Genomic DNA, 25,164 nt, shown 5'->3' with positions numbered 1-25,164 from the left:
GCCGAAGCGGGTTTTTCTTCTAATGCGTCACAGTTTACGCAAGTTCTGCGAAGCACTCTTCGATGATTGCCAGACCTTGGTCCAGTTGCTCATCAGGCGAGGTCAGCGGAACCAGGATACGCAGGACGTTGCCGTAAGTGCCGCACGACAGCAGGATCAGCCCCTTGTCACGCGCCTTGGCCACAACCGAGGCTACAGCGGCAGCGTTAGGGGTGTGGGAACCGGCTTTGTCGAACACTTCAATAGCGATCATCGAACCCAGGGCACGCACGTCACCGATGATCGGGTGCTTGTCCTGGATCTTGCGCAGGCCGGCGACCAGGCGCTCGCCAACGGCCTTGCTGCGGTCCAGCAGTTTTTCTTCTTCGAACACTTCCATCACGGCCAGGGCCGCGGCGCAAGCGATCGGGCTACCAGCGTAGGTGCCGCCCAGGCCGCCTGGAGCGATGGCGTCCATGTACTCGGCCTTGCCGCACACACCGGCCAGCGGGAAGCCGCCAGCGATGGACTTGGCGAAGGTGGTCAGGTCTGGAGCAACGCCCATCTGTTCCATGGCGAAGAAGGTACCGGTACGGCCAGCGCCGGTCTGAACTTCGTCGGCGATCAGGAGGATGCCGTGCTGGTCGCACAGGGCACGCAGGCGCTTCATGAACTCTTTCGGCGCAACGTAGAAACCACCTTCGCCCTGAACTGGCTCGAGGATGATTGCGGCGATGTCACGGGCTTCGGCGTCGTTCTTGAAGATGCGTTCGATGGATGCGATCGAGTCGTCGATGCTCACGCCGTGCAGTTCGTTCGGGTAGATGGCGCGGAAGATGCCGCCTGGCATCAGGCCCATGCCGGCCGAGTAAGGCACGACTTTACCGGTCAGGCCCAGGGTCATCATGGTGCGACCGTGGTAGGCGCCGGTGAAGGCGATTACGCCAGCACGGCCAGTGGCGGCACGGGCGATCTTGATGGCGTTCTCAACGGCTTCGGAACCGGTGGTAACCAGCAGGGTTTTCTTGGCGAAGTCGCCTGGCACCTTGGCGTTGATCTTTTCGCACAGCTCGACGTAAGGCTCGTAGGCCAGTACCTGGAAGCAGGTGTGGGTCAGCTTGTGCAGTTGGGCTTCAACGGCAGCGATGATCTTCGGGTGCACGTGACCGGTGTTCAGTACCGCGATACCGCCGGCGAAGTCGATGAACTCGCGGCCTTCGACGTCAGTGACGGTGGCGTTTTTTGCCGACTCGGCGAAGATCGGGTGGATCTGGCCAACACCGCGTGGAACAGCGGCGACACGACGTTGCATCAAAGATTCGTTGGTCTTGCTCATAATGTCCTCAATTCGCCACACACAAGGTGGCGCGATTCAAGTCGGAGTGGCCGGTATTCAACTGCAGGCAGCATGCGTTGATCGACTGCTGCAGGGGCCCAGGCCACTGGATGTACGGTGTAAAAAAGGCCAGCGAGACGTCGCTCTCGCGCCCCGCTGGCAGAGGTAAAGCTTTACGCTGCGATCAGACGCTGATGCACAGGTATTTGATTTCCAGGTAGTCCTCGATGCCGTACTTGGAGCCTTCGCGGCCCAGGCCCGAAGCCTTGATACCACCGAACGGCGCGACTTCGTTGGAGATCAGACCGGTGTTGATACCGACCATGCCGTATTCCAGGGCTTCGGCGACACGGAACACGCGACTCATGTCACGGGCATAGAAGTACGAGGCCAGGCCGAACTCGGTGTCGTTGGACATGGCGATGACTTCGGCCTCGTCCTTGAAACGGAACAGTGGCGCCAGCGGGCCGAAGGTTTCTTCCTTGGCCACGGCGGCGTTCTTAGGTACGTCGACCAGAATGGTCGGCTCGAAGAAGTTGCCTTCGATCAGCTTGCCGCCGCTGAGCACCTTGGCGCCCTTGGCGACTGCGTCTTCGATGTGTTCCTGGACCTTGGCCACGGCCTTGCCGTCGATCAGCGGGCCGGTAGTGGTGCCGTCTTCCAGGCCGTTGCCGATTTTCAGCTTGGCCACTGCGGCCTTGAGCTTCTCGGCGAAGGCATCGTAGACGCCGTCCTGAACGTAGATACGGTTGGCGCAGACGCAGGTCTGGCCGTTGTTGCGGTACTTGGAGATGATCGCGCCGTCGACGGCCTTGTCCAGGTCAGCGTCGTCGAACACGATGAACGGCGCGTTGCCGCCCAGTTCCAGGGAAACCTTCTTGATGTCTTTGGCGCATTCGGCCATCAGTTGGCGACCGATCTCGGTGGAGCCGGTGAACGACAGCTTGCGCACGATCGGGTTGCCGGTCAGCTCGCTGCCGATGTCGCCGGCGCTGCCGGTGACTACGCTGAGCACGCCAGCCGGGATACCGGCACGGGTGGCCAGCTCAACCAGGGCCAGGGCCGAGTACGGGGTTTGCGAAGCAGGCTTGAGCACCATGGTGCAGCCAGCGGCCAGGGCCGGGCCGGCTTTACGGGTGATCATCGCCGCCGGGAAGTTCCACGGGGTGATGGCTGCGGTCACGCCGATCGGCTGCTTGATCACGATCAGGCGCTTGTCTGGCTGGTGGCCGGGGATGGTGTCGCCGTATACGCGCTTGGCTTCTTCGGCGAACCACTCGATAAAGGAAGCGGCATAGGCGATTTCGCCCTTGGCTTCGGCCAGTGGCTTGCCCTGCTCGGTGGTCATCAGGCGGGCCAGGTCATCCTGGTGCTCGATCATCAGCTCGAACCAGCGACGCAGCTTGCCAGCACGTTCTTTGGCGGTCAGCGCACGCCAGGCCGGCAGCGCCTTGTCGGCGGCCTCGATGGCACGGCGGGTTTCAGCGGCGCCCATCTTCGGCACAGTGCCGATGATCTCGCCCGTTGCCGGGTTGTTGACCTTGATCGTCTGGCCGTTGTCCGCGTCCAGCCACTCTCCATTGATGAAGGCTTGCTGGCGGAACAACTGGGCGTCTTTAAGCTGCATGTCGGGCTTCCTTAACTGCACCGTGCAGGCACGGAGCGAATTATTGATTGTAGAAAAAGGAGAGCGTTTGAAATCTCAAACGAATCCTAGGATCAACGACGAGAAAGGACAATAGGGTGTTCGAAAAAAAGAACAAAAAGCGCTGTGCGGCGAATTTTTTCGGATCAACGTCACTTTTGGCCCGTGGAGTGTGCGAAATCGACCACAGCCATTTCGACGATGGACGCCGCCAGCCTAGATGGGTATCATGGCGCCCGCGTTGCACTCGTAGCTCAGCTGGATAGAGTACTGCCCTCCGAAGGCAGGGGTCGTGGGTTCGAATCCCGCCGAGTGCGCCATATCGATCAAGGCTCAGGTGAATACCTGGGCCTTTTTTGTTTTCCGGCCCAGTTACTCCCTGTGTGGGAGCGGGCTTGCCCCGCGATCCGATACGGCAGGCAGACCGCAATCGCGGGGCAAGTCGGGTCGCCGCACCGCCGCCCCTACCGGGTTAGAAACTCAGGCGCGCACCGGCGTACAGCGTGCGCCCAGGCCCCGGTTCGTAGTAGCGCCCGGAGCCATCGTTGATGCGCAGGTTGTCGTAGTACTGGCGGTCACTGAGGTTATCCACACCCAGGTACGGCTCCAGGGTCTGGCCGCCAAGATCAAACTGCTTGCCAAGGCGCAAGTTGAGCAAAGCGACCCCGGCCACCCGCGCGCTGTTGGCGTTGTCGGCGTACTGCGGGCCGTAGGCATTCATGTTAACGCGCGCATAAAAGCCATCACGCTCGTAAGCCACTTCGCTAAACAACGTCTGACGCGGGATGCCCGGCAGGCGGTTGTCGTCAAAGCCGTTGAAGTCGGTGTAGCGGTAGTTGTTGAAGCTGTAGGCCATGGACAGCCGCCAGTGCTCCAGCACCTGGTAGTCGGCGCTCAGCTCAACGCCGTCGCGGCGCGACTTGCCGGCGTTGCGGTAGAAGGTCTGGCCGCCGTCGACGTAAGGCACCAGCTCATCCTCAAGCGCGATGCTGTAAAGCACCGCCTCGGCGCGCACGTCGCTCCATTCGCCTTTGATTCCCAGCTCACGGTTGAGCGCCTTGGCCGGTTGCAGGCCCGGGTTGAAGCCGCCACCTGCCGGGTTGGCCAGTTCGTTGACCGTGGGCGTTTCGAACGAGGTGGCGACGCGGGCATAGACCAGGTAATGCTCGCTCAGGCGATAGCTGAGGCCGGCGCTGTAGTTCCAGTCATCCAGCGTGCGCGAGCCGGAGTCGTCGCCGTCACGCTCGAAGCGGTCGTCCACCGCCAGGCGCATGCTGTCGTAGCGCCCGCCCAGGGTCAGTTGCCAGCGCTCGCTGAGGTCGATGCTGTCTTGCAGGTACAGGCCAACGCTGCCGGCCTTCTCTTGCTGACGCAGGGTCAGCGCCCCGGTGCCACCGCCGATCTGGTTGTTGTGGCGTTCACGCTCATCGCGCTGCTGTTCAAGATCGACACCGGCGGTGACGTGTTGATCCAGGCCGAACCAGCTGGCCTTATGGGTGTACTGCCCGCCTACCCCGGCGAACAGCCGGGTGTAGGAGGTCTGCCCGCCATTGGCGTAAGGCAGGCGATTGCCAAACTCGCGCCGCCCCAGCCAACTGCGCACTTGATAACTGTCGGCCTCGCCAAGATCGCCGGTCCAGTTCAGCGCCAGACGCTGCTGGGTGATGTCTTCGTCGGAGTTGTACAACAGGCTCTGGGCGCGGGCCTGGTCACGTTTGGTGTGCACTTCGGCGAGGGTCAGGGCGCCAGGGTCTTCGGAACGGTTGTCGAGCGCCTGGAACGTTACCCCCAGTTGCCCGGCATCGCCCTGCCAGCGCAGCTTGCCGGTAAGGTTGCGCGCCTCGGAGCTGGAGTGCTGGCGATAGCCGTCGAGGTTGGTGACATTGAGCGCCAGCAGGCCGCCAAGGTTGCCGGAGGTGCCGCTGGTTTCCGCACGCAGGCGTTGGTAGCCATACTCGCCACCACTGACATCGATGGACGATTGCGGTGTCAGCGACGGCTCGCGGGTCTGGATTGCCAATACCCCGCCTGCACCGTTGCCATACAGCGTCGAGGCCGAGCCGCGGATCACTTCGATGCGCTCCACCAGGCCCAGGTCTACGCCGTCCATTTCGGTCTGGCCATCGGGCATGGTCAGCGGTACGCCGTCGACCAGCACGCGAATGCCGCGCATGCCGAAACTCGAACGCGCACCAAAGCCACGAATCGACAGGCGCATGCCCTGGGCCATGTTGTAGCGGCTCTGCGACACGGTGCCGGGCACGGCCGAAAGCAGGCCATCGAGGGTCAGCAGTTGCTCGCCGGGCTTCTCGGCGATGTCCACGGCGCTTACCGAAGCCGGGGTCTGCAACCAGGCGGAATTGACCCGGGTCGAGGTCACTTCCAGCGGCGCCAGTTCGACGCTGTCGGCACAGGCGCTACCGGCGCCGAGCAACAGGAGGGTCATGACGGAGTGCCGCCTGGTAAACATGCTGAATCCTTGAATCGATAGGGACAGAAAACGCAGGAAAACCTGCGCTGAAAAAATTGGCGCAGCAGCAACAGCCAGTTATAAGGCAAAATGCTACTAACTGATTCGCATTTAATGAGTCAGACCCCTGGAATACACCAGCAAGAAGGATCTTTATGAAGCGGTTCGCTGTGACCCCGGCCCGGTGGGTCGGGATGTTGTGCTGCCTGTTCGCCTTGAACATCGCACAGGCCAAGGACGACGGTACCGACCCCTCCGTCACCATCGAAAAGGACATTCTACGCACCGTGGTGGCCGAAGACGGCAGCTACGCCGCCACCCAGGACCTGGTCCTGCTGATCAATGAAGAACGCGCGATCCAGGCCAAGGCCCAGCAGTCGTTGTACTACAACCGCACCCTGGAAACCCTCGAGGTGACCCAGGCCTACACCCAGAAGCCCGATGGCCGCAAAGTGCAGGTCAGCCCCGAGCAGATCAAGGAGCAACAGGAGCAGCAATCGTCCCAGGCGCCGATGTTCCATGACAGCCTGGTCAAGGTAGTGATCTTCCCCGAAGTCGCCGTCGGCGATCGCCTGGTGCTGAGCTTCAAGAAACAGCGCAAGACCCCGCTGTTCCCTGGCCAGTTCGAAGACCTGGCGATGCCGCAGTTCCACCCGACCCAGCAGTTCACCCTGATCTACGACCTGCCGAAGAACCTCAAGCTCAATGCCGAGGCCAAGGGCTTCAAGGCTTCCAGCCCGAAGGCCGAGCCTGGTCGCAAGGTCTACCAGTGGGATTATGTGCAGGGTGACAACGCCCGTACAGAACTGGGCGCAGTAGCCTACTCGGACTACGGCAAGTACCTGGCGGTTTCCACCTTCGCTGACTACAGCGAGTTCGCCAAAGCCTACGCGGCGCGCGCCAACAGCGAAGTGACGCCCGCCATCCGCGAACTGGCGGAAAAGCTCACGGCCAAGATCGACGACCCGCGCGACAAGGCCCTGGCCCTGGGTGACTGGGTGCGCCGCAACATTCGCTACGTGGCGGTTTACATCGGTGCTGGCGGCGTGGTGCCGCATGCCGCCGATACCGTGCTGAGCAACCGTTATGGCGACTGCAAGGACCACGTGGCCCTGCTCGAAGCGCTGCTGGCCGCAGTCAATATCGACAGCACCCCGGCGCTGATCAACCTCGGCAATGCCTACGCCCTGCCCAAGGTGCCGACCCTGGGCGTGATCAACCACGTGATCACCTACATCCCGAGCCTGGACCTGTACCTGGACTCCACCGCCGAAGCCATTGCCAGCGGCTACCTGCCCGCGCCGGTGCTGGACAAGCCGACCGTGCTGAGCCGCTCCGGCAAGCTCGGCCACACCCCGGCGACCCAGCAGGGCCTGGTGCAAAACAGCACCACCTACACCGTAGCCAGCAGCGGCGCCGCCGACTTCAGCCACGCTTCGAAAATCGACGGCTGGGCCGCCGAGATGAACCGCTGGATGATGCGCAACATGCAACCGGCCGAGCGCGACCTGCTGACCCAGCGCATCCTCGCCGCCTACGGCCAGCGTGGTAGCGGCAAGATCAGCAGCGACGACCTGGAAACCAGCGGCGCCTTCGAGATGCACATCAACGGTCGCAGCGAAAACCTGGTCAACCTGCCCGGCCCGATCGGCGTGCCGACCCTGACCAGCCTGGCTGGCGGCATCGCCCAGAATATCTTCGGCTTTATCGCTGAAAAGCAGCGCACCCAGGACTTCACCTGCATCTCCGGCATCACCGAAGAACAAGCGCGCTTCGAGTTCCCGGCCGACGTCAAGATCATCGCCGCGCCCAAGCCTGTGAGCCTCAAGGACAAACACTTCGACTACAGCGCCGACTATGCCCTGCAAGGCAACAGCCTGGTGATCAAACGCCGCCTGGACTTCCACAACCCGAAAGCGGTGTGCAGCGTGAAAGACTTCGAGAAGATGAAGCCAACCCTGGACGCCATGCTCAATGACCTGAACAGTCAGGTGATCGTGCAGAAGAGCTGAGGTACTGCGCCCTGCCGAATCCCTCGGGAGGTCAGCAGGGCGCCGTCGCTGTTACGCCAACGTCGAAGTCTTTGATAAACTCCGCCGCGCCCTGCGCTGCGCCACGCAAGCGGAACTATCAAAAGGAATTGTCATGGCAATGGTTTTTTGCCGCGGTTGTGCCATGGAAATCCATGAAACGGCGCCCAGCTGCCCACAGTGCGGCGCCCCTCAGACTCCCTCTGCCACCACGCAACCTGCCGGCAAGCGCTTGTCCTGGATGGCAGCCAGCTCGCTGATCCTGTGCATCGCCTGTGTATTGACGCTGTTCGAACCAGCCAGCTGGGATCGTAACACCCTGTGGGGGATGGGCTTGTTTGCACTCACCGGGCTGGTCCTGAGCTCGCTCAGCCTGGTCAAAAAAGAACCGCGAACCTACATGGCAATTACTGGCGCGGTGTTGTCAGGCATTTTGCTCATTTTGCTGATCTGGCTAGTCATGTAAGGGACAACACATGAATATGGTTTTTTGCCGTGGCTGCGCCAAGGAAATCCACAACAGCGCCGTGGCTTGCCCAGCCTGCGGTGCACCGCAACCTGCTGCAACCTTCACTGCAGCACCTGCGCCAGCCGGCATCTGGTACGTTGAACTACTGAAGAAATACGCCATGTTCTCGGGTCGGTCACGCCGCCAGGAATACTGGCTGTTCATCCTGGTCACCTTCCTGGTGTACATGCTGGTGCCCTATCTCGACCGCGAGCTCCGTACCGGCACGCTCTTCGCTTACCTGTACAGCGTGGCATTGCTGGTCCCGGGCATTGCCGTAGCCGTTCGGCGCATGCACGACACCGACCGTAGCGGTTGGTGGCTGCTGTTCCCGCTCGTCAACCTGATCTTCCTGTGCCAGGACAGCCAGCGTGGCCCGAACCGTTTCGGCCCAAACCCGAAAAACACCTGATCACAGCTTGATCGAGAGTCAAAGCCAAGCGGCCATCATTGGCCGCTTTGGCATTTTTGCGCCCATGACGTTTTTCAATCACATCGATGCCGCTTTCGCCCTTGCCCTGCAGCGATCTGTACACGATTCTTTAGCTATCTGCCGTCACCCACTCCCAGCATCGCAGAGGCCTCTATGAAAACCGTGGCACAGCTTCTAAAAACAAAAGCCCAGCAGCACCACCAGGTTCACACCATCGGCCCCGACCACATGGTGCTCGATGCGCTGAGGTTGATGGCCGAGAAGAACGTCGGTGCCCTGCCGGTGGTGCAGGACGGGCGTGTGGTGGGGATCGTCAGTGAGCGCGACTACGCGCGCAAGATGGTGCTCAAGGGCCGTAGTTCGGTGGGCACGCCGGTCAGCGCGATCATGAGTGCGCCGGTGATTACCGTCGACCCACACCAGAACGTTGAATACTGCATGAACATGATGACCAACAGTCACCTGCGCCACCTGCCGGTGGTCGAGAACGGCGAGCTGCTGGGCCTGCTGTCGATTGGCGACCTGGTCAAGGAAGCCATCGCCGAACAGGCCAACATGATTCTGCAACTGGAACAGTACATTCGCGGCGACTGATTCGCGGCACGCTCAGCGGTATTCGCCCTCCAGCTCATCGAGCTGGTGGTCGAAGCTGCGCAGGCGCGCTGACCAGGTGTACACCAGCACTTCCAGGTCGCGGTTGAGCACCGCGGCGCCGCGCCCGCTGCTCTGCTGCGAGTCGCACAAGTCCAGTTGATAACGCTCCCGGGCCATTGCAGTGGCAACCGTAGACAGCTCGCGGGCGTTGTCCAGCCAGTGGCGGCGGTGGTCATGGGTTTCGCGGTCGAGCTCGCGGCATTGGCGTTTCAGCGCTTCCAGGCTCTGCTCCAGCGGCGTGCCTTCAAGCTCGCCCATTACCTCTTGGAAGGTACGCCCGGGCTGCCAGTAACTGCCCCAGAAATAACGGTCGAAGACGGTTTCGACCCGGCGCAAGGCAACCTTGGTGTTCCAGATAGCCACCAAGGTTCGCCCTTGGGCCAACTGGCGTTTGCTCACCCGCAGTTGCTGCCAGGCAATCCACGCCAGCGCGGTCAGGGCCAGCGCCCCGATCACGCCCCCGGCGGCGTAAAGAAATACCAGAGCCTGACCCAACTGGTGGGTCTGTTTGATTCCATAGAAATAACCGACGGTCAGCAGCCCCAGGGCGGTCACGGCACACCAGAAACCGGCGGCATAGGGATCTTTCATTGGCGCTGTCCCCTTGTTGTTTTTCCTGAGCATAGCAACGCCATTCGCCGGTCGATGTGCCGCTCGGCGTTTATTTTTTCGGACGCCGCAGCGCCTCGTTCAGCTGGTCGAACGGCACGGCCCAGTCGGAGTCTTCGATAATGCTTTCCTTGAGAAATGCCCGCTGGCTCTCGGTCCAGAACGGTGCATCAACCAACTTTATTTCATTCTTGAGCGGCGAGTGGCTGGTGATGAACTGGTCAATGCCCTGGGGATCATCAGCCAGGCCCAGCTGTTTGAAGAGCTCCGAAAACGGATGAATATTTGATTCCATGCGTGACTCCTTGGGGCCAGGACGGGCATCCACGACGCCAGCCTGGCAGTGGGTTGATCATCAGCAAACCTCACGCACTTCGGCGTTCGGTACCAGTTTCAGGTATTGCGTCATGTTCATGTGGATCAGGTGATCGTGATCACCGGCCTCGACATAGATATCGCCCTGACGGGTCAGGGTCGGGTCGAGCAGCATCTTGATCGAGTAAGCATCGCCCAGTGCCGGAATGGCGCCACGCTCGCAGTCGCCGAACAGATGCGGCAGCCCGCTTTCATGGGTCATTTGCCAGGCGCCGGTGGCGCGCACCTTGCTCATGTCCAGGTGACGGTTGGCCGGTAGCACGGCCATCAGATAGTTGCCATGGCGGTCGTCGAGCATGACCGACTTGGCCACCCGCTCGGCGGGCACTCCAGCGGTACGGGCCGACTCAAGGCTGGTAGATGAGTGCGGGTGAGAAATGATGTCGTAGTCGCAGCCGGCCTTGTCCAGGCACTGCTGCAGGGTTTTTGCCATACGCATGATGCACCTCCGGATACAGCGCCCCCACTTCTGAAGTTTAGGCCGTGCTGCCGCAAGCAGCCGACTAAACTTATTGGACACGCACAGCCCGGGTGAATTCAGGTGATCGCTCGCTGGTGTCGGCACCTGCTGGTTTTATTGATGCTCGGCGCCCTGACGAGCGGTGTGGCTGCGCCCGGCAATCCGGTGCTGGTACTGAGTATCGACGACGCCATCGGCCCGGCCAGTGCCGACTACCTGATACGCGGCCTGGAGCAGGCCAAGACGCAGCAGGCGCAATTGGTGGTCATCCGCCTCGACACCCCGGGCGGGCTCGACAGCTCGATGCGCGCGATCATCAAGGCGATCCTCGCCAGCCCCGTGCCAGTCGCTACCTTCGTCGCCCCCGGTGGCGCCCGGGCGGCCAGCGCCGGCACCTATATTCTCTACGCCAGCCATGTCGCAGCCATGGCCCCGGGCACCAACCTCGGCGCCGCCACGCCGGTGCAGATCGGCGGGATGCCAGGCCCACCGAAAGACCCGGCTGCGCCCACCGGCGACAAGCCAGCACCGAGCAGCGAACAAGACACCCTGACCCGCAAGCAGATCAACGACGCTGCCGCCTATATTCGCGGTTTGGCGCAACTGCGCGGGCGCAATGCCGACTGGGCGGAACAGGCGGTACGCGAATCGGTCAGCCTGCCGGCCAACGAAGCCTTGCGCCTGAAAGTCATCGACCGCATCGCCAACGACCTGCCCGACCTGCTGCGCCAGCTCGATGGCAAAAGCCTCGAAGCCGCCGGCCAAGCCGTGCAGTTGCACACCGCCAACGTCAGCATCATCGAACGCGAGCCGGACTGGCGCACGCGCCTGCTGGCGGTGATCACCAACCCCAGCGTGGCGCTGATCCTGATCATGATCGGCATTTACGGGCTGATGTTCGAGTTCATGAGCCCGGGCTCCGGGGTCGGCGGGGTGATCGGTGGCATCTGTCTGCTGGTGGCCCTGTATGCCTTGCAGTTGTTGCCGGTGAGCTATGCCGGCGCGGCGCTGATCCTGCTTGGCATCGCCTTCATGATTGCCGAGGCGTTCCTGCCCAGTTTTGGCGTGGTCGGCTTTGGCGGCATCGTTGCCTTCGTGGTCGGCGCGGTGATCTTGATGGACACCGACGTGCCCGGCTTCGGCATCCCCCTGGCGCTGATCCTGACCCTCGCCCTGCTCTCGGCGCTGCTGCTCGGCGGCGTGCTGGGCATGGCCATGAAGGCGCGCCAGCGCGCGCTGGTCAGTGGCGATGCCGGGCTGGTCGGTAGCCTGGCGACGGTGATGGCGGTCAATGACAGCGACCCGTTCATCGGTTCGGTGCAGGCGCAGGGTGAACAGTGGCAGGCCCAGTGCCAGACGCCACTGCAGGTGGGGCAACGCGTCCGGGTGATGACACGCAAGGGCGTACTACTGGACGTCAGCGCCGAGGCACAACCACCGGCGCAAGGAGACTGAGATGTTTTACGAACTGGGCTTTGGCGCCTTGCTGGCGCTGCTGGCGGTATTGTTGCTGTCGGCCTTTCGCATCCTGCGTGAATACGAGCGCGGGGTAGTGTTCCAGCTCGGGCGCTTCTGGCGGGTCAAAGGGCCGGGGCTGGTGCTGTTGATTCCGGGGATCCAGCAGATGGTCCGGGTCGACCTGCGCACCGTGGTGCTGGATGTGCCGCCACAGGATGTCATCACCCGCGACAACGTCTCGGTCAAGGTCAACGCGGTGCTGTACTTTCGCGTGCTCGACCCGCAGAAGGCGATCATCCAGGTCGAGGACTTTCTCATGGCCACCAGCCAACTGGCGCAGACCACCTTGCGCGCGGTGCTGGGCAAGCATGAGCTGGACGAACTGCTGGCCGAGCGCGAACGGCTGAACCTGGACATCCGCCAGGTGCTGGATGCGCAAACCGATGCCTGGGGCATCAAGGTGGCCAACGTCGAGATCAAGCATGTCGATCTCAACGAGTCGATGATCCGCGCCATTGCCCGCCAGGCCGAGGCTGAACGTGAGCGGCGGGCCAAGGTGATCCATGCCGAAGGTGAACTGCAGGCCTCGGAGAAACTGATGCAAGCGGCAGAAATGCTCGGCCGCCAGTCGGGGGCGATGCAGCTGCGCTACATGCAGACCCTGGGCAGCATTGCTGGCGACAAGTCGTCGACGATTGTCTTTCCGTTGCCGATAGAGATGCTTAAAGGGCTTGTGGATAAGTGAGACTCATCGCGAGCTACCAGCCACCACCCAACGCCAGGAACAAGCCGATCTGCCCCATCGCCACCTGGGTATTGGCCGCCGCCAGTTGCGCGCGCATCTCGGTGTAGGTGCGGGTCGCCTGCAGGTCCGCGAGGAACGACTCACGCCCGGCCTGATAAAACCTATGGGTCTGGTCTGCCGCCAGTTGCGCCGAACGCTCGGCATCGGCCAAGGCATCGCGACGCGCCAGCAAGGCGCTGTATTGCGCCAGGCTGGTCTGGGTTTCGCGAATGGCGTTGAGCACCACCCCGTCAAAATGCGCCAGCGCCGCCTGGGTCGAAGCTTCGGCTTCACGGATGCGCGCCCGCGAGCCGTTGGTCGGTACATTCCAGGTCAGCAGCGGGCCGAAGCCCCAGCGGTTGGTCGCAGGTTTGCCGAGGTTTTCCAGGATACCGATGGTGCCCACCTGGGCACCGATGCTGATGTCCGGATACAACTGCCCGGTGGCTACGCCGATAGTCGCCGTGGCCGCGGCCAGGCTGCGTTCGGCCTGGCGGACATCCGGACGGCGCTTGAGCAACGCGGCGCCATCGCCCACTGGCAGCACCTGGGCGATATGCGGCAGCTCGGCGCAATCGCCGGTTCCGGCCGGCAACTGGTTGAGCGGCTTGGCCAGCAGCATCGACAAGGTGTACAGGCCCGCTTCACGCGCAGCCTGGTAACGCGGCAGCTCGGCGCGCAAGGATTTGAACTGGGTTTGCGAACGGGTCACCTGGGTTTCGTCACCACGCCCGGCATCGCGCAGGCGTTGGGTCAGGGTCACGCTCTGCTGCTGCAGGTCCAGGGACTCATGGGCGATATGGTATTCCTCGTTGGCCGCGCAGACCTGGGTGTAGGCACGTACCACGTCGGCCACCAGGGTGATGCGTGCGGTATCGGCGGCGGCCTGGGTCGCGTCGGCATTGGCCTGGGCGGCCTCGACGCCACGCTTGAGGGTGCCCCACAGGTCGAACTGGTAAGACGCGCTGATGATCGCCTCGCCGATGTTGGCCACCGGCACTTTCTCTGGTTGCAAAAAGGCTTCGCCAGACTCCTGCAAACGCTGGGCACCCAGCTTCACACCGCCGTTCAGGCCACCCTGGGCTTCGGCCTCTTCGACCTGGGCACGGGCCTTGGCGATGTTCGCCGCCGCCACACGCAGTTCGCTGTTGGCCGCCAGGGCCTGGCGCACCAGCTCATTGAGGCGTTCGTCCTGATACAGGTGCCACCAGTCTTTCGGCACGGGCGCCGAGACCACGCTGCTGGCGTCCTGGCGCAGTTGGCCCTGCAAGTCGGCGCGCTGGATCGCGGCATCCTCGGGCACGTTGTAGTCCGGCCCGACCATCTGGCAGGCCGACAGCAGCAGGCTCAAGCCGAGCAGTGACAGCCGTTTCATTGGCCCTTGTCCTCAAGGATCGACACCGTCGCCGTACGCCCGGCGATCATGCGAAAGTCTGCCGGCACCTCATCGAAGGCAATCCGCACAGGGATCCGCTGGGCCAGGCGCACCCAGCTGAACGCCGGGTTGACGTTGGGCAGCAGGTTGGCGCCGCTGCTGCGGTCGCGGTCCTCGATACCGGCGGCAATGCTCTGCACCCGCCCGCTCAGGCGGGTGTTGTCGCCGAGCACGCGGATATCCACAGCCTGGCCGATGTGAATGCCGGCCAGCTTGGTTTCTTCGAAGTAGCCATCGACGTGGTAGGAGTCGCTGTCGACCACCGACAGCACCGGCCGCCCGGCACTGACAAACTCGTGGGCACGCGGTGCGCGGTCGTTGAGGTAGCCATCAACCGGGCTGCGCACCACTGAACGGTCGAGGTTCAACTGCGCAGCATCCACCGCCACCTGGGCTTCGGCCAGGGCCGATTCGGCGCGGGCCTGGCGCGACTGGCTCTCTTCCAGTTGCTCGGCGGCCACCAGGTTACCCAGGCCACGATTACGCCGGGCTTCGCGCTGGGCCTGGGCCAGGGTTTCCTTGCGCTCGGCCAGGGTCGCCTGGGCCTGGCGCAGGGCCAGGTGGAAGCGGTCCTGGTCGATGGTGAACAGCACGTCGCCACGCTTGACCACCTGGTTGTCGCGTACCTCTACCTGCTGGATCAAACCGGAAACATCAGGGGCGATCTGGATCACGTCGGCGCGGATGTGCCCATCCCGGGTCCAGGGGGCGAACATGTAGTACATGACCATCTGCCAGACCAACACGGTCGCCAGCGTCACTACCAGCAGGGTCAGGACCACGCGGCCCAGGGTCAACAAGGGTTTTTTCATGGCAGCATCAGGTTTCGGCAAAAGTGATCGACCGTGCCGAGCAGCACGGCGTAAAGCGCAACGTTGAACAACGCCCGGTGCCAGACCAGGCGGTAGAAATGCACGCGGTTGAGCAGCGCGTGCACACCGAGAAACAGCAAATAGGTGACGACCATCATCACCAGCAGCGTGGGCAGGAACACCCCGCTGATATCCAGATCTCCGATCACAGCGGCGCTCCATCGATGCCATAGGGCAGTTGTTGCTGATCGTCGGATGGCTCAAGCACCACCTCGACCCCCGGCAACAGCGCCAGGCGCAGGCCGCTCAAGGCGTGCAACAGGTGCACCCGGGCCTCGGCGCTGTCGGCCAGGTCGTTGAGGTTGAGGGCGCGACGGGCGCGCTCCATGCTCTGCAACAGCACCTCGGGCGCGTGCAGCCGACGGCGCGCGTCCAGGCAGGCCTGAAAGTGTTCGCCCACCTCTTCCACCACCCGCTCCAGCAACTGGCGCGGCTGCGCGCCGACCCGTGGCATATAGGCCAGCAGGTCGAGCAGGTTCAGGCCCACGCGCAGGTCTCGCAGGGCGGTGCCGGTGTCCTGGCCGGTCTGGGTCAGGCGCGGCAGTTGCTGCATCAGCCGGTCGAGCATCTGCACGCCCAGGTGCCGGTGCTCAGCCAGCGTGGCCGGCTGGGTCATGCCGACGATGTCGTGCCAGCTGAAACGGGTCAGGCGCTTGGCCGCAAGCTCAACGCCGAACGGGCGCACCACCAGGGTCCAGACGAAGGCGAACAGCAAGCCCACCGGCCCGGCCAGGTTGGCGTTGATGAAGGTCAGGAAGTTGGCGTCGTAGGCGCCCTGGATGCTGATGAACGAGGCGGTGTTGACGATAGTCAGCAAGGTGCCCAGGTAGAAGCGCGGCTGCACGGTCAGGGTGCCGACGCAGATGCACGGTATGGCGAAGGCCAGCACCAGCATCGGAAAGTCATGCAGGTTGGGCAGCACCAGAAACAGGTAAAGGCTGGCAAACAGCACCGACAGCGAAGTCCAGAAGAAGAACCGGTAGATCTGCGGCGCCGGATCGTCCATGGCGGCAAAGAAGCTGCAGGCCACGGCGGCGAGAATCACCGCGCTGCCGCCGTCGCCCCAGCCGAGCAAAATCCACAGGGTGGTGGCAACGATGATCGCGCTGACGGTGGAGAACACCGAGTAGAGCATCAGCCCCCGGTCGAAGAACGGCGTCAGCCGGCCCAGGCGCCAGTGCCGATACACCGCGCGCCAGGGCGAGAGGTCTTCGTTGCGGATGGCGTGCTGCAGGCTACAACAGTCTTGCCACAGGTCGGCCCATTCAGCCAGGCGATAGAGCGCGTTGGACAGCAGCAGCGAGGCGCGCTCATCAAGGGCGGCGGCGCTCGGTTGCATATGTTCGATGTGCGCACGCAACGCCGACCAGCGTGCCGGCGATGGATCCTGCGCGGTGCCCTGCAGCCAGGCGCGGGCTTCGCTCAGCAATGGCTGCAGCTGTTCGCTCTGGGCCGGGGCACGGCCTTCGAGGGCGAGCAAGGCGTCGTCGAGGGCATCGATCACCGGTAGCAGGTGGATCATCCGCCCACGTAGCTCGCGGGCATTCTTCACCGTTTGCGGCCGTGCGCCTTCATGGGACAACTGGCCGATCATCAGCTCCAGCGAGTTGAAGGTGGTGACCATCGAGGCACGCAAGCCGCCGACTTTATCGGCAGTCGCCTCGCGGGCCAGGAAGGTATCGCTGTAGCGGATCGCCTCGTTGAACCAGTTGCCAGTGGCGCCAACCAGCACCGGGGTCAGGCGCCGTGGCCAGAAGATCGCTCCGACCACTGCCGCACAGACGATGCCCAGGCAGATCTCCTGGGCCCGCGACGAGGCAATGTCGAACACTGCCAGCGGGTCGTCGACCACCGGCAGGGCGATCATCGGCAGGGTGTAGCCGGCCAGCATCAACGCATAGCTGTTGGCGGTGCGCAGGTGCAGCGAGAGGAACAGCAAGGTGCCGGTCCACAGCGCCACGGCGACGGTCAAAAGCACTGGCGTCTGCACCAGCAGCGGCACCAGGAACACCGCCCCGGCAGCGCCGAGCAAGGTGCCCATGGCGCGATACAGGGCCTTGGAACTGGTGGGCCCGACGAACGGGCTGGAGACGATATACACCGTAGCCATGGCCCAGTAAGGCCGGGGCAGTTGCATGAGCAAGGCGATGTACAGGGCGATCATCGACGCGGCGAAAGTGCGCACCCCGTAGAACCAGTCACGAGCAGGCGGCATCGAGCTGAAAAAACCGTTCACGTCGGCACGCCCGGGGTGCGCTGGGCAGCGTCTTCGAAGGCGCGCAGCACACGCAGGGTGGCCAGCAGGTCGGCTTCGTCGATGCCCTGCAGCACTTCGCGGCGCAGGCGCACCAGTTCGCCTTCGATGGCTTCGGCCAATACCCGACCGCTGGCGGTCAGGCTCAGGGCCTTGGCCCGGCGATCGACCGGATCTTCCGTACGGCAGACAAAGCCTGCATTGCACAGCTGGTCGAGCAGGCGCACCAGCGACGGGCTTTCGAGCCCCGCCGCCTGGGCTACGGCGACCTGGTGCACGCCATCGCCCAGGCGCACGATCATCAGCAAAGGGACCGCGCAGGCTTCGGAAATGCCGTAGCCGGCCAGGGTCGCCTGGCATATGCGCCGCCAGTGCCGGCCGGCCACCACCATGCCGCTGCTGATGTTGAGTTGCAGTGCGTCGAGGGTCATGAAGGGAGGTTCGTGGCTATATTCATAGTTTGCTAACTATCAATATTCTTCGATCACCGCCCCTGCCGTCAATAGTGGCTGACAAACGTCATGTTCAAGGTTGCAGTTGATCGTCCAGCTTCATGTTCAGCGCCAGCTTGCTGCCCAGGCTGATCGCCTGCTCGCGCCAGAACAGGTAACGCAGGGCGTTGTTGACCTCGCTGAAATGCACCGCCAGCTCTTCGGCAGCCTGCATCACCCCGGCCACGGCGGCCAGTTCCAGCCAGTACACGGCGGCCTTGCTGTCGACGTTGACCGTCAGCCCATGCAGCAGGCGATAGCCGACCTCGAAGCGGCAGCGTGCGTCACCGCGCTGGGCGCCGCGCAGGAACCAGCGGTAGGCCTGCTGCAGGTCGACCTGCCAGTCCTGGCTGTCGCTGTCACAGATTTCTTCTTCGTAGAGATCACCCAACGCCGCGGCGGCGTGTTCCAGGCCACGCTCGAACGCCTGCTGGTAGTACTCTGCCGCACTGGCATAGGCGACCTCCACTCCCTTGCCGAAGTAATGCTGCTGGCCGAGGTTGAACCAGGCTGCGGCACTGCCCTGCAGGGCCGCCATACGCAGCAGGTGCCCGGCCAGGGTCGGGTCGGCGCGCCAGTACTTGCCATTGAGCCAGATCCAGCCCAGGTCGTTGAGCGCGCCGACGTTGCCTTCCAGGGCCTGGGCGCGCAGGTCGTCGTACACCGCCTGCAGGTCGCTGGCTTCGTCCAGGCGGCTGATCAGGGCGAAACTCTCGCCCAGCACTGCCCGCTGGCTGGGCATGCCGACCCCGGCGTACAACCGCTGCAGGCGGCCAGGGCGGCCGGGCGCAGGGATGATCCGCTCGGGCAACAGGCGCTCAAGCAGTGGGTAGATGTTGCTTGCAGCTGACATGTTCGTCCTCATTGAACTACCCACAGATCCAACAGCGGGAGTGATGAGGCGTGATTCTGCGCACGGCCACGACAAAACCTGTCGCGAACGATTCAGTTAGGGCACTCAACTGCTTCATCCTTGATCTGGATACATAAATGGCTAATTGCCATATCACTGCGCTGGCGCCATGCTACAACCGCAAGCCTAGACAAGGACGCCACCTTTTGCCCTCCGCCACGACACGCGCCACCCTCAGCCGCCAATGGGAGTTGCTGCGCCAGTTGCCCAGCCGCTCACCGGGCATTACCAGTGCCGAGCTGGTTGGCCGCCTGCAGGACGCAGGATTCACCATCAGCAAGCGCAGCATCGAACGCGATCTCAACGAGCTTTCGCTGATTTTCCCTCTGGAGCGCAACGACAAGAGCATCCCGTACGGCTGGCACTGGGCAGCCAACGCCTGCATTGAATTGCGCGGTATCAGTGTCAGTGAGGCGCTGAGCCTGGCGCTGGTGGAAGAGGCGGTACGCCCGCTGTTGCCGGGGAGCATGCTCAAGGTGTTGGACCCGCGCTTCAGCCATGCCCGGCAGAAGCTCGAACACCTGTCGGGAGCGAACAAGGTGGCGCGCTGGCTGGACAAGGTCGCCAGCGTACGCCCGGACATGAACATGCAGGCCCCGGAAGTGCCCGACAGTATCCTCGAGACCGTGCAGCATGCGCTGCTTGAGGAATACCAGCTGCACTGCCAGTACTACTCGGCGCACAACGACAAGCTCAGCGAACTGACCCTCAACCCGCTGGCGTTGATTCAGCGCGGCCAGGTCAGCTACCTGATTGCCACCGCTGCGCCCTATACCGACATTCGCCAGTTCGCCGTGCATCGATTTCGCAAACTGCGCATTCTCGACAGCCCCACCGAAGGCCTGCGCGCCTTCGACCTGCAAGCGTACCTGCGCAGCGACGCCCTGCAGTTCGGCGATACCGACAAGATCGAACTGCAGGCCTGGATCAGCGACAACCTCGCCCGCCTGGTGCGCGAGACGCCGCTGTCGGCCGATATGCACCTGACCCCGCTGGACGCCGGGCACCGCCTCAAAGCTACCGTCAGCAACAGCTGGCAGCTGCGCTGGTGGCTACTGAGCCAGGGTGACGGGCTGATCGTCGAGCAGCCCCTGAGCCTGCGCCAGCAAATTGCCGAAACCCTCAACAATGCTGCGGCGCAGTACCAAAGCGCCTGAGCCGCTCAGCGCTGCATGCCCCAGCGACGCACAGTGATGCGCTCCAGGGTGTTGAACACAAGGCTCTCGACCAGCAAGCCGATCAAGATCACCACCGCAAGGCCAGCGAACACCTTATCGGTGTACAGCTCGTTGCGGTTCTGGAAGATGTACCAGCCCAGCCCGCCCTTGCCGCTGGTGGCGCCGAACACCAGCTCGGCGGCGATCAGCGTGCGCCAGGCAAAGGCCCAGCCAATCTTCAGCCCCGAGAGGATCGACGGCAGCGCCGCCGGAATCAGGATATGCACGACCAGGCGCAAGCCGCGCAGGCCATAGTTGCGCCCGGCCATGCGCAGGGTCTCGGAGACGCCGAGAAAGCCGGCGTAGGTATTCAGCGCCAGGGCCCAGAGCACCGAGTGCACCAGCACAAAGATCAGGCTGTTGTCGCCCAGGCCGAACCACAGCAGCGCCAAGGGCAGCAAGGCAATCGCCGGCAAGGGGTTGAACATCGAGGTCAGGGTGCTGAGCAGGTCGCGGCCGAACTGGGTCGACACCGCCAGGCTGGTCAGGCCGAACGCAAGCACGATGCCCAGCAGGTAACCCTTGAGCAGCACCACCAGCGACACCCCAACCTTGGCCAGCAACTCGCCGCTGAGCAGGCCGTCGTACAGGGCCGCGGCGGTTTGTAAAAAGCTCGGCAGCAGCAGGTCGTTGCCCTGATAGCGGGCGATGGCTTCCCAGGCCAGAGCCAGCAGAATCAGGATCAGGCCCTTGCGCAGCCAGCCCTGTTGCCAGAGGCGCTGGCCGAGCGGCAATTGGCGCTCAAGCGGAACGCTGAGCAGCGGTTCGAGAACGACTTCGTATTCCTGACGCGGCGTAACAATCGTGGTCATGGCAAAACTCCCGGTCAGTAGGCAATGCGAATGTCGGCGAAACCCAACGCCGGGTCGTGCTCGACCTGGGCATCATCGTCGAACAGCAAGCGGTGGATACGCCGCGCCGAGGCCTGGAAATCACTGGCGCCAAGGCTTTGCAGGTTGTACTGGTGGCTGTGGATTTCAGCGCGTACCCGGCCCGGATGGGGCGACAGCAGGAGGATGCGGTTGCCGACCACCAGCGCCTCTTCGATTGAATGGGTAACGAACAACAGGGTGAAGCGCACCTCTTCCCAGAGCAGCAGCAGCTCTTCCTGCATCTTGCGCCGGGTCAAGGCGTCGAGGGCGGCGAAGGGTTCGTCCATCAGCAGGATCTTCGGCTGCATGGCCAGCGCCCGGGCAATCGCCACGCGGGCTTTCATGCCGCCCGACAGGGTATGCGGATAGGCATCGGCAAAACCCGCCAGGCCGACCTTTTCCAGGTAATGCAAGGCGCGCTGCTCAGCCTCCTTGCGCTTGAGCGTGCCGGAGGCGAGCAACGGGAACATCACGTTGTGCTTGACGGTTTTCCACGGCGGCAGCTGGTCGAATTCCTGGAACACCACGATGCGATCCGGGCCCGGGCCCTGCACGGCCTGGCCCTGCAGGCGGATCTGCCCTTCCCTGGGCTCGATGAAGCCGGCCACCGCCTTGAGCAGGGTCGACTTGCCGCAGCCCGAAGGCCCGAGCAGGACAAAGCGGTCGGCTTTGTCCACTTCGAAACTGACCTGGTGGGTAGCCCGCACCACGCGCTGCGCGGTGCGGTATTCAAGGCTTAGGTTATCCACCTGCAGCAGCGGCGGCGTGGCGACGCTGCTCAGCTTGCTGACCGTGTGGCCTGGCAATGGGGTGTTCATCCGGTCAGCTCCCTTGCAGCGGTTTCTCGTCCTGGAAGAAGTAGTCTTTCCAGGATTCGGGTTTGTGCTTGATCGCGCCCACGCGGTAGAGGAATTCGGCCAGCGGGTAGGTGTTTTTCGGCGTCACGCTGAACTCGTACTGCGGGTTGTCGATGATCTTCAGCAACGCCTCGCGGTCGATCTTGGCCTTGGTCACGCGAATGTAGGTGTCAGCTGCGGCTGCCTTGTCGTTCTGGGCAAACTCGGCGGCTTCAGCCAGGGCATCAACAAAGGCTTTGTAGGTCTTGGGGTTGTCGTTGCGGAATTTTTCGGTGGCGAACAGCACGGTCGGCGAGTTCGGGCCGAGCAGGTCGTAGGTGTTGAGCACCACGTGCACGTCCTTGTTGGCCAGCACCTGGTCCTGGAACGGCGGGTTGGAGAAGTGCGCGTTGAGCTCGGTGCCGCCGGCCAGCAAGGCCGCAGTGGCATCCGGATGAGGGACGGCCAGGGTGTATTTGTCGAGGCGGTTGTATTCCTTGTCGCCCCACTGCTTGGCGGCGGCGTACTGCAAGAAGCGCGACTGCACCGAGACACCCACCGCCGGCAGGGCGATGCGGTCTTTCTCGCTGAAGTCGGCGATGGTCTTGACCTTCGGGTTGCTGCTCACCAGGTAATAAGGGAAGTTGCCCAGCGAAGCCACGGCCTTGACGTTCTGCCGGCCCTGGGTGCGGTCCCAGATGGTCAGCAGCGGGCCGACGCCGGCACCGGCGATGTCCACCGAGCCTGAGAGCAAGGCGTCGTTGATCGCAGCGCCGCCCGACAATTGCGTCCAGTCGACCTTGATGTCGATGCCCTGCGCCTTGCCGTGTTTTTCGATCAGGTTCTGATCGCGCACCACGTTGAGCAGCAAGTAAACGATGCCGAACTGCTCGGCAACGCGGATTTCACCTTCGGCCTGGGCCGTGGCCGGCGCCACCAGGCTGCCGGCGAGCAGGCTGGCACCCAGGCCGATACTGGCCGCCAGGCGGCTGATTGATTTGCGCATGCTGTACTCCTCGAAAGATCAGAACGGGGCATCGCCCTGGATGGTGGTGCGGTACAGCTTGCGGCGCAGGTGTGCAGGGCAGCCGCTGGCCAGGTGGATCAACGAGCGGTTGTCCCAGAACACCAGGTCATGGGGCTGCCATTGGTGGCGGTAGATGTTCTGCTCGAGCACGCTGTGGGCGTAGAGCTCGGTCAGGATCTGCCGGCTTTCATCGTCGGGCAGGCCAACGATGCGGGTGGTGAAGCCTTCGCTGACAAACAGCGCCTTGCGGCCGTTTTCCGGGTGGGTGCGCACCACCGGGTGAATCACTTCCTGCACCTGCGCCAGTTGCTCGGCAGTCAGGGTCGGGCGCCAGTTGCCTTCGAACTTGGTCTCGCTGTAGCGAGCGGTATAGGAATGCGCGGCGCTGCGGCCTTCAACGGCTTTGCGCAGGGCCTCGGGCAGGCCGTCCCAGGCTTTGTGCATGTCGGCGAACAGGGTGTCGCCGCCTTCGCTGGGCAGCTCCTGGGCGTGCAGCATCGAGCCCAGGCTTGGCAGTTCCTTGTATGACAGGTCCGAGTGCCAGAACTTGCCGGCGTCGCCCAGGCCAATGTTCTGCCCGTTCTCGACGATGTTGGAGACGATGAGGATTTGCGGGTGGCCGCTGAGCAGGAACTGCTTGAGCACGTGGATCTGCAGCTCACCAAAACGGCGGCTGAAGGCGATCTGTTGTTCGGGGCTGATGCGCTGGTCGCGAAACACCAGCACATGGTGGTCGAGATGAGCCCGGTGGATCCGGGTGAAATCTTCGCCGCTGACGGGTTTGCTCAGGTCCAGGCCGATGATCTCGGCGCCGACGGCACCGCTGAACGGCAGGATTTCGAAGGCTTGCTGCTGTGCGCTGTCGATGGACGACAAGGCGTTAGAGGCCGCTGACATGATTCACTCCCACGCAGAGCGCGCCCAAAGGTGCGCGCATCGATCAGAAACTCACGGTGTTCCGTGTTGGTTCGGTCGTGCGGCGCGCCGATTGGTCGGCAGGTACGCAGGGGAGTGACTATAAAGTCATAAGAGGAAGAATTTAAATATCTTTAGTGCATAAGCATATGGTGAGGTTGCGGGCCTCTTCGCGGGGCAAGCCCGCTCCTACACAACTCTGCAGGAGCGGGCTTGCCCCGCGATGCTGTCAACGCTCGCGCAGCGCTTCGGCCCGGGCGCGGATGATCGGCTTGAGCAGGTAGCTCAGCACGCTCTTCTTGCCGGTGATGATGTCCACCGAAGCGACCATCCCCGGGATGATCAACAGCGGCTTCTCGTCGGTGCCCAGGTGGCTGCGCTCGGTGCGCAGCTTGATCACGTAGAAGGTGTTCTTGTCTTCGTCGGTGATGGTGTCGGCGCCGATCTGTTCGAGCTTGGCCTTGAGGCCGCCGTAGATGGTGAAGTCATAGGCGGTGAACTTGACCATCGCCTCCTGCCCCGGGTGCAGGAAGGCGATGTCTTGCGGGCGGATGCGCGCTTCGACCAGCAGGGTGTCGTCCAGCGGGACGATTTCGACCAGGTCGCTGCCCGGCTGGATTACACCGCCAACGGTGTTGACCAGCAGCTGCTTGACGATACCGCGCACCGGCGAGGTCACCAGGGTCCGGTTGACCCGGTCGTCCAGGGCCTTGCCGGTGGCCTGGGCCTTGCTCAGGTCGGTGCGCGCCTCGTTAAGCTGGGTCAGGGCTTCGCTGCGGAACTTGCCGCGGGTCTCGTCGATCTTGCGCTCGACTTCCTTGATCGCCGATTCGGCCCGCGGGATCGCCAGCGAGGTGGCATCCAGCTGGCCGCGGTTTTCAACCTCGGCACGCTTGAGGCGCAGCACTTCAACCTGGGAGATTGCGCCCTGGGCCACCAGCGGCTCGGACATGCTGATTTCCTGGCGCAGCAGCTGCAGGCTGTTGCGGTACTGGCCCTGCTTGGAACTGAACTCGCGCAGCTCTTGCTGGCGCTGTACCAGTTGCTCCTGCAGGCCGCCGATTTCGTCTTGCAGTTGCTGGCGACGGCTCTGGTACAGGGATTCTTCGTTGGCGGCCTGGCTTGGCGCAGCCTTGCGGATTTCTTCGTCGATCTTCAGCGGCCGGTCTTCAACCTCGGCGCTCAGGCGCTCGACGCGCAGGGCCATGGCCAGGCGATCAGCCTCAGTCTCGCCGACATTGGAGACAAAACGGGTGTCGTCCAGGCGCAGCAAGGGGTCGCCGACTTCGACGATCTCGCCTTCTTTGGCGTAGATCTGCGCGACGATGCCGCCTTCCAGGTTCTGGATCTTCTGCAGTTTCGACGACGGAATCGCCTTGCCTTCGCCACGGGTAACTTCGTCGATAATGGCGAAGTTGGCCCAGAGCCCGAGGAACAGGAAGAATCCGATTACCCCCCAGATGGTCAGGCGCACGATGCGCGGCGCATCTTCGATCAGCGCCTTGTTGACCTCGGGCAGCGGCTGGCCGCTGAGCGATTCGGAACCTTTGAAATACCTGCGCAGGCTGTCCTTGATCTGGCCCATATCCAT

At 63.2% G+C, this 25,164-nt stretch carries 24 protein-coding genes and 1 tRNA gene; 8 read left to right on the top strand and 17 right to left on the bottom strand.

Features of this window, described 5'->3' with window-relative positions:
- Positions 1–34 precede the first annotated feature (34 nt).
- Together gabT and gabD are read right to left on the bottom strand one after the other, a co-directional pair.
- On the bottom strand, positions 35–1,315 hold the full coding sequence (gene gabT, locus LOY22_RS00820) for a 4-aminobutyrate--2-oxoglutarate transaminase (protein ID WP_038997739.1): 1,281 nt from the start codon (positions 1,313–1,315) through the stop codon (positions 35–37).
- Between the two features lie 184 nt (positions 1,316–1,499).
- Positions 1,500–2,942 (bottom strand): NADP-dependent succinate-semialdehyde dehydrogenase, encoded by a 1,443-nt coding sequence (gene gabD, locus LOY22_RS00815; protein ID WP_045201748.1) that lies wholly within the window; start codon positions 2,940–2,942, stop codon positions 1,500–1,502.
- Positions 2,943–3,203: 261 nt separating this feature from the next.
- Between gabD and LOY22_RS00810 the strand changes: the two genes are divergently transcribed.
- Positions 3,204–3,280: transfer RNA gene (locus LOY22_RS00810), tRNA-Arg, on the top strand.
- 152 nt (positions 3,281–3,432) lie between these two features.
- Here the strand turns inward: LOY22_RS00810 and LOY22_RS00805 are convergent.
- Positions 3,433–5,406 carry a TonB-dependent receptor gene (locus LOY22_RS00805; protein WP_258595789.1) on the bottom strand — a complete coding sequence of 658 codons (1,974 nt, stop codon included), beginning with the start codon at positions 5,404–5,406 and terminating at the stop codon, positions 3,433–3,435.
- A gap of 179 nt (positions 5,407–5,585) precedes the next feature.
- Here LOY22_RS00805 and LOY22_RS00800 point away from each other — a divergent pair, with 179 nt between their 5' ends.
- The 4 genes from LOY22_RS00800 to LOY22_RS00785 all read left to right on the top strand — a co-directional run bounded on the left by LOY22_RS00800 (position 5,586) and on the right by LOY22_RS00785 (position 8,995).
- Complete coding sequence (locus tag LOY22_RS00800) at positions 5,586–7,442, top strand: DUF3857 and transglutaminase domain-containing protein (RefSeq protein ID WP_258595781.1); 1,857 nt, start codon at positions 5,586–5,588, stop codon at positions 7,440–7,442.
- 163 nt (positions 7,443–7,605) lie between these two features.
- Positions 7,606–7,926, top strand: a complete 321-nt coding sequence (locus LOY22_RS00795; protein ID WP_258595779.1) for a DUF4190 domain-containing protein — start codon at positions 7,606–7,608, stop codon at positions 7,924–7,926.
- A 10-nt stretch (positions 7,927–7,936) separates the two neighbouring features.
- Positions 7,937–8,380, top strand: coding sequence for a DUF805 domain-containing protein (locus LOY22_RS00790; RefSeq protein WP_408980934.1), 444 nt, complete (start codon positions 7,937–7,939; stop codon positions 8,378–8,380).
- Between the two features lie 174 nt (positions 8,381–8,554).
- Positions 8,555–8,995 carry a CBS domain-containing protein gene (locus LOY22_RS00785; RefSeq protein WP_010222085.1) on the top strand — a complete coding sequence of 147 codons (441 nt, stop codon included), beginning with the start codon at positions 8,555–8,557 and terminating at the stop codon, positions 8,993–8,995.
- Positions 8,996–9,007: 12 nt separating this feature from the next.
- On the opposite strand, the gene LOY22_RS00780 is transcribed toward LOY22_RS00785, so the two are convergent.
- The 3 genes from LOY22_RS00780 to LOY22_RS00770 form a co-directional block, all read right to left on the bottom strand.
- Complete coding sequence (locus LOY22_RS00780; protein ID WP_045201740.1) at positions 9,008–9,646, bottom strand: hypothetical protein; 639 nt, start codon at positions 9,644–9,646, stop codon at positions 9,008–9,010.
- Between the two features lie 70 nt (positions 9,647–9,716).
- Positions 9,717–9,959, bottom strand: a complete 243-nt coding sequence (locus LOY22_RS00775) for a DUF2789 domain-containing protein (protein ID WP_093377442.1) — start codon at positions 9,957–9,959, stop codon at positions 9,717–9,719.
- Positions 9,960–10,019: 60 nt separating this feature from the next.
- Positions 10,020–10,478, bottom strand: a complete 459-nt coding sequence (locus LOY22_RS00770; RefSeq protein WP_045201736.1) for an aminoacyl-tRNA deacylase — start codon at positions 10,476–10,478, stop codon at positions 10,020–10,022.
- Positions 10,479–10,580: 102 nt separating this feature from the next.
- Between LOY22_RS00770 and LOY22_RS00765 the strand changes: the two genes are divergently transcribed.
- Together LOY22_RS00765 and LOY22_RS00760 are read left to right on the top strand one after the other, a co-directional pair.
- Positions 10,581–11,954, top strand: a complete 1,374-nt coding sequence (locus LOY22_RS00765) for a nodulation protein NfeD (RefSeq protein ID WP_213602770.1) — start codon at positions 10,581–10,583, stop codon at positions 11,952–11,954.
- Position 11,955: 1 nt separating this feature from the next.
- Positions 11,956–12,702 (top strand): slipin family protein, encoded by a 747-nt coding sequence (locus tag LOY22_RS00760; RefSeq protein ID WP_258595775.1) that lies wholly within the window; start codon positions 11,956–11,958, stop codon positions 12,700–12,702.
- Between the two features lie 13 nt (positions 12,703–12,715).
- Here the strand turns inward: LOY22_RS00760 and LOY22_RS00755 are convergent, their stop codons facing one another.
- The 6 genes from LOY22_RS00755 to LOY22_RS00730 all read right to left on the bottom strand — a co-directional run bounded on the left by LOY22_RS00755 (position 12,716) and on the right by LOY22_RS00730 (position 18,646).
- Positions 12,716–14,116 carry an efflux transporter outer membrane subunit gene (locus LOY22_RS00755; RefSeq protein WP_258595774.1) on the bottom strand — a complete coding sequence of 467 codons (1,401 nt, stop codon included), beginning with the start codon at positions 14,114–14,116 and terminating at the stop codon, positions 12,716–12,718.
- Positions 14,113–14,988: an HlyD family secretion protein gene (locus LOY22_RS00750; protein ID WP_093377456.1), complete on the bottom strand. Its 876-nt coding sequence runs from the start codon at positions 14,986–14,988 to the stop codon at positions 14,113–14,115. Before LOY22_RS00750 ends, LOY22_RS00755 begins: the two co-directional genes overlap by 4 nt.
- Positions 14,985–15,197 carry a DUF1656 domain-containing protein gene (locus tag LOY22_RS00745; RefSeq protein ID WP_045201729.1) on the bottom strand — a complete coding sequence of 71 codons (213 nt, stop codon included), beginning with the start codon at positions 15,195–15,197 and terminating at the stop codon, positions 14,985–14,987. Before LOY22_RS00745 ends, LOY22_RS00750 begins: the two co-directional genes overlap by 4 nt.
- On the bottom strand, positions 15,194–17,284 hold the full coding sequence (locus tag LOY22_RS00740; RefSeq protein WP_093377461.1) for an FUSC family protein: 2,091 nt from the start codon (positions 17,282–17,284) through the stop codon (positions 15,194–15,196). Before LOY22_RS00740 ends, LOY22_RS00745 begins: the two co-directional genes overlap by 4 nt.
- Entirely contained in the window at positions 17,281–17,733 is a 453-nt protein-coding gene (locus LOY22_RS00735; protein WP_045201724.1) for a MarR family winged helix-turn-helix transcriptional regulator, read from the bottom strand. Before LOY22_RS00735 ends, LOY22_RS00740 begins: the two co-directional genes overlap by 4 nt.
- Positions 17,734–17,827: 94 nt before the next feature.
- Positions 17,828–18,646, bottom strand: coding sequence for a tetratricopeptide repeat protein (locus tag LOY22_RS00730; protein ID WP_045201722.1), 819 nt, complete (start codon positions 18,644–18,646; stop codon positions 17,828–17,830).
- 206 nt (positions 18,647–18,852) lie between these two features.
- Here LOY22_RS00730 and LOY22_RS00725 point away from each other — a divergent pair, with 206 nt between their 5' ends.
- A complete protein-coding gene (locus LOY22_RS00725) occupies positions 18,853–19,863 on the top strand; it encodes a YafY family protein (protein WP_045201720.1) in 1,011 nt (336 codons plus the stop codon).
- 5 nt (positions 19,864–19,868) lie between these two features.
- Here the strand turns inward: LOY22_RS00725 and LOY22_RS00720 are convergent, their stop codons facing one another.
- From LOY22_RS00720 to LOY22_RS00700, 5 genes are all read right to left on the bottom strand, one after another.
- Entirely contained in the window at positions 19,869–20,735 is an 867-nt protein-coding gene (locus tag LOY22_RS00720; RefSeq protein ID WP_093377466.1) for an ABC transporter permease, read from the bottom strand.
- Between the two features lie 14 nt (positions 20,736–20,749).
- Entirely contained in the window at positions 20,750–21,613 is an 864-nt protein-coding gene (locus LOY22_RS00715; protein WP_258595770.1) for an ABC transporter ATP-binding protein, read from the bottom strand.
- 4 nt (positions 21,614–21,617) lie between these two features.
- Complete coding sequence (locus tag LOY22_RS00710; protein ID WP_045201713.1) at positions 21,618–22,637, bottom strand: ABC transporter substrate-binding protein; 1,020 nt, start codon at positions 22,635–22,637, stop codon at positions 21,618–21,620.
- A gap of 18 nt (positions 22,638–22,655) precedes the next feature.
- Entirely contained in the window at positions 22,656–23,555 is a 900-nt protein-coding gene (locus tag LOY22_RS00705) for a TauD/TfdA family dioxygenase (protein WP_045201711.1), read from the bottom strand.
- A gap of 247 nt (positions 23,556–23,802) precedes the next feature.
- Positions 23,803–25,164: an HlyD family type I secretion periplasmic adaptor subunit gene (locus LOY22_RS00700; RefSeq protein ID WP_176794307.1), complete on the bottom strand. Its 1,362-nt coding sequence runs from the start codon at positions 25,162–25,164 to the stop codon at positions 23,803–23,805.

The organism is Pseudomonas sp. B21-035, from assembly GCF_024748945.1.
Taxonomy (GTDB): Bacteria; Pseudomonadota; Gammaproteobacteria; order Pseudomonadales; family Pseudomonadaceae; genus Aquipseudomonas.
This window is presented reverse-complemented; position numbering and strand designations above follow the sequence as displayed.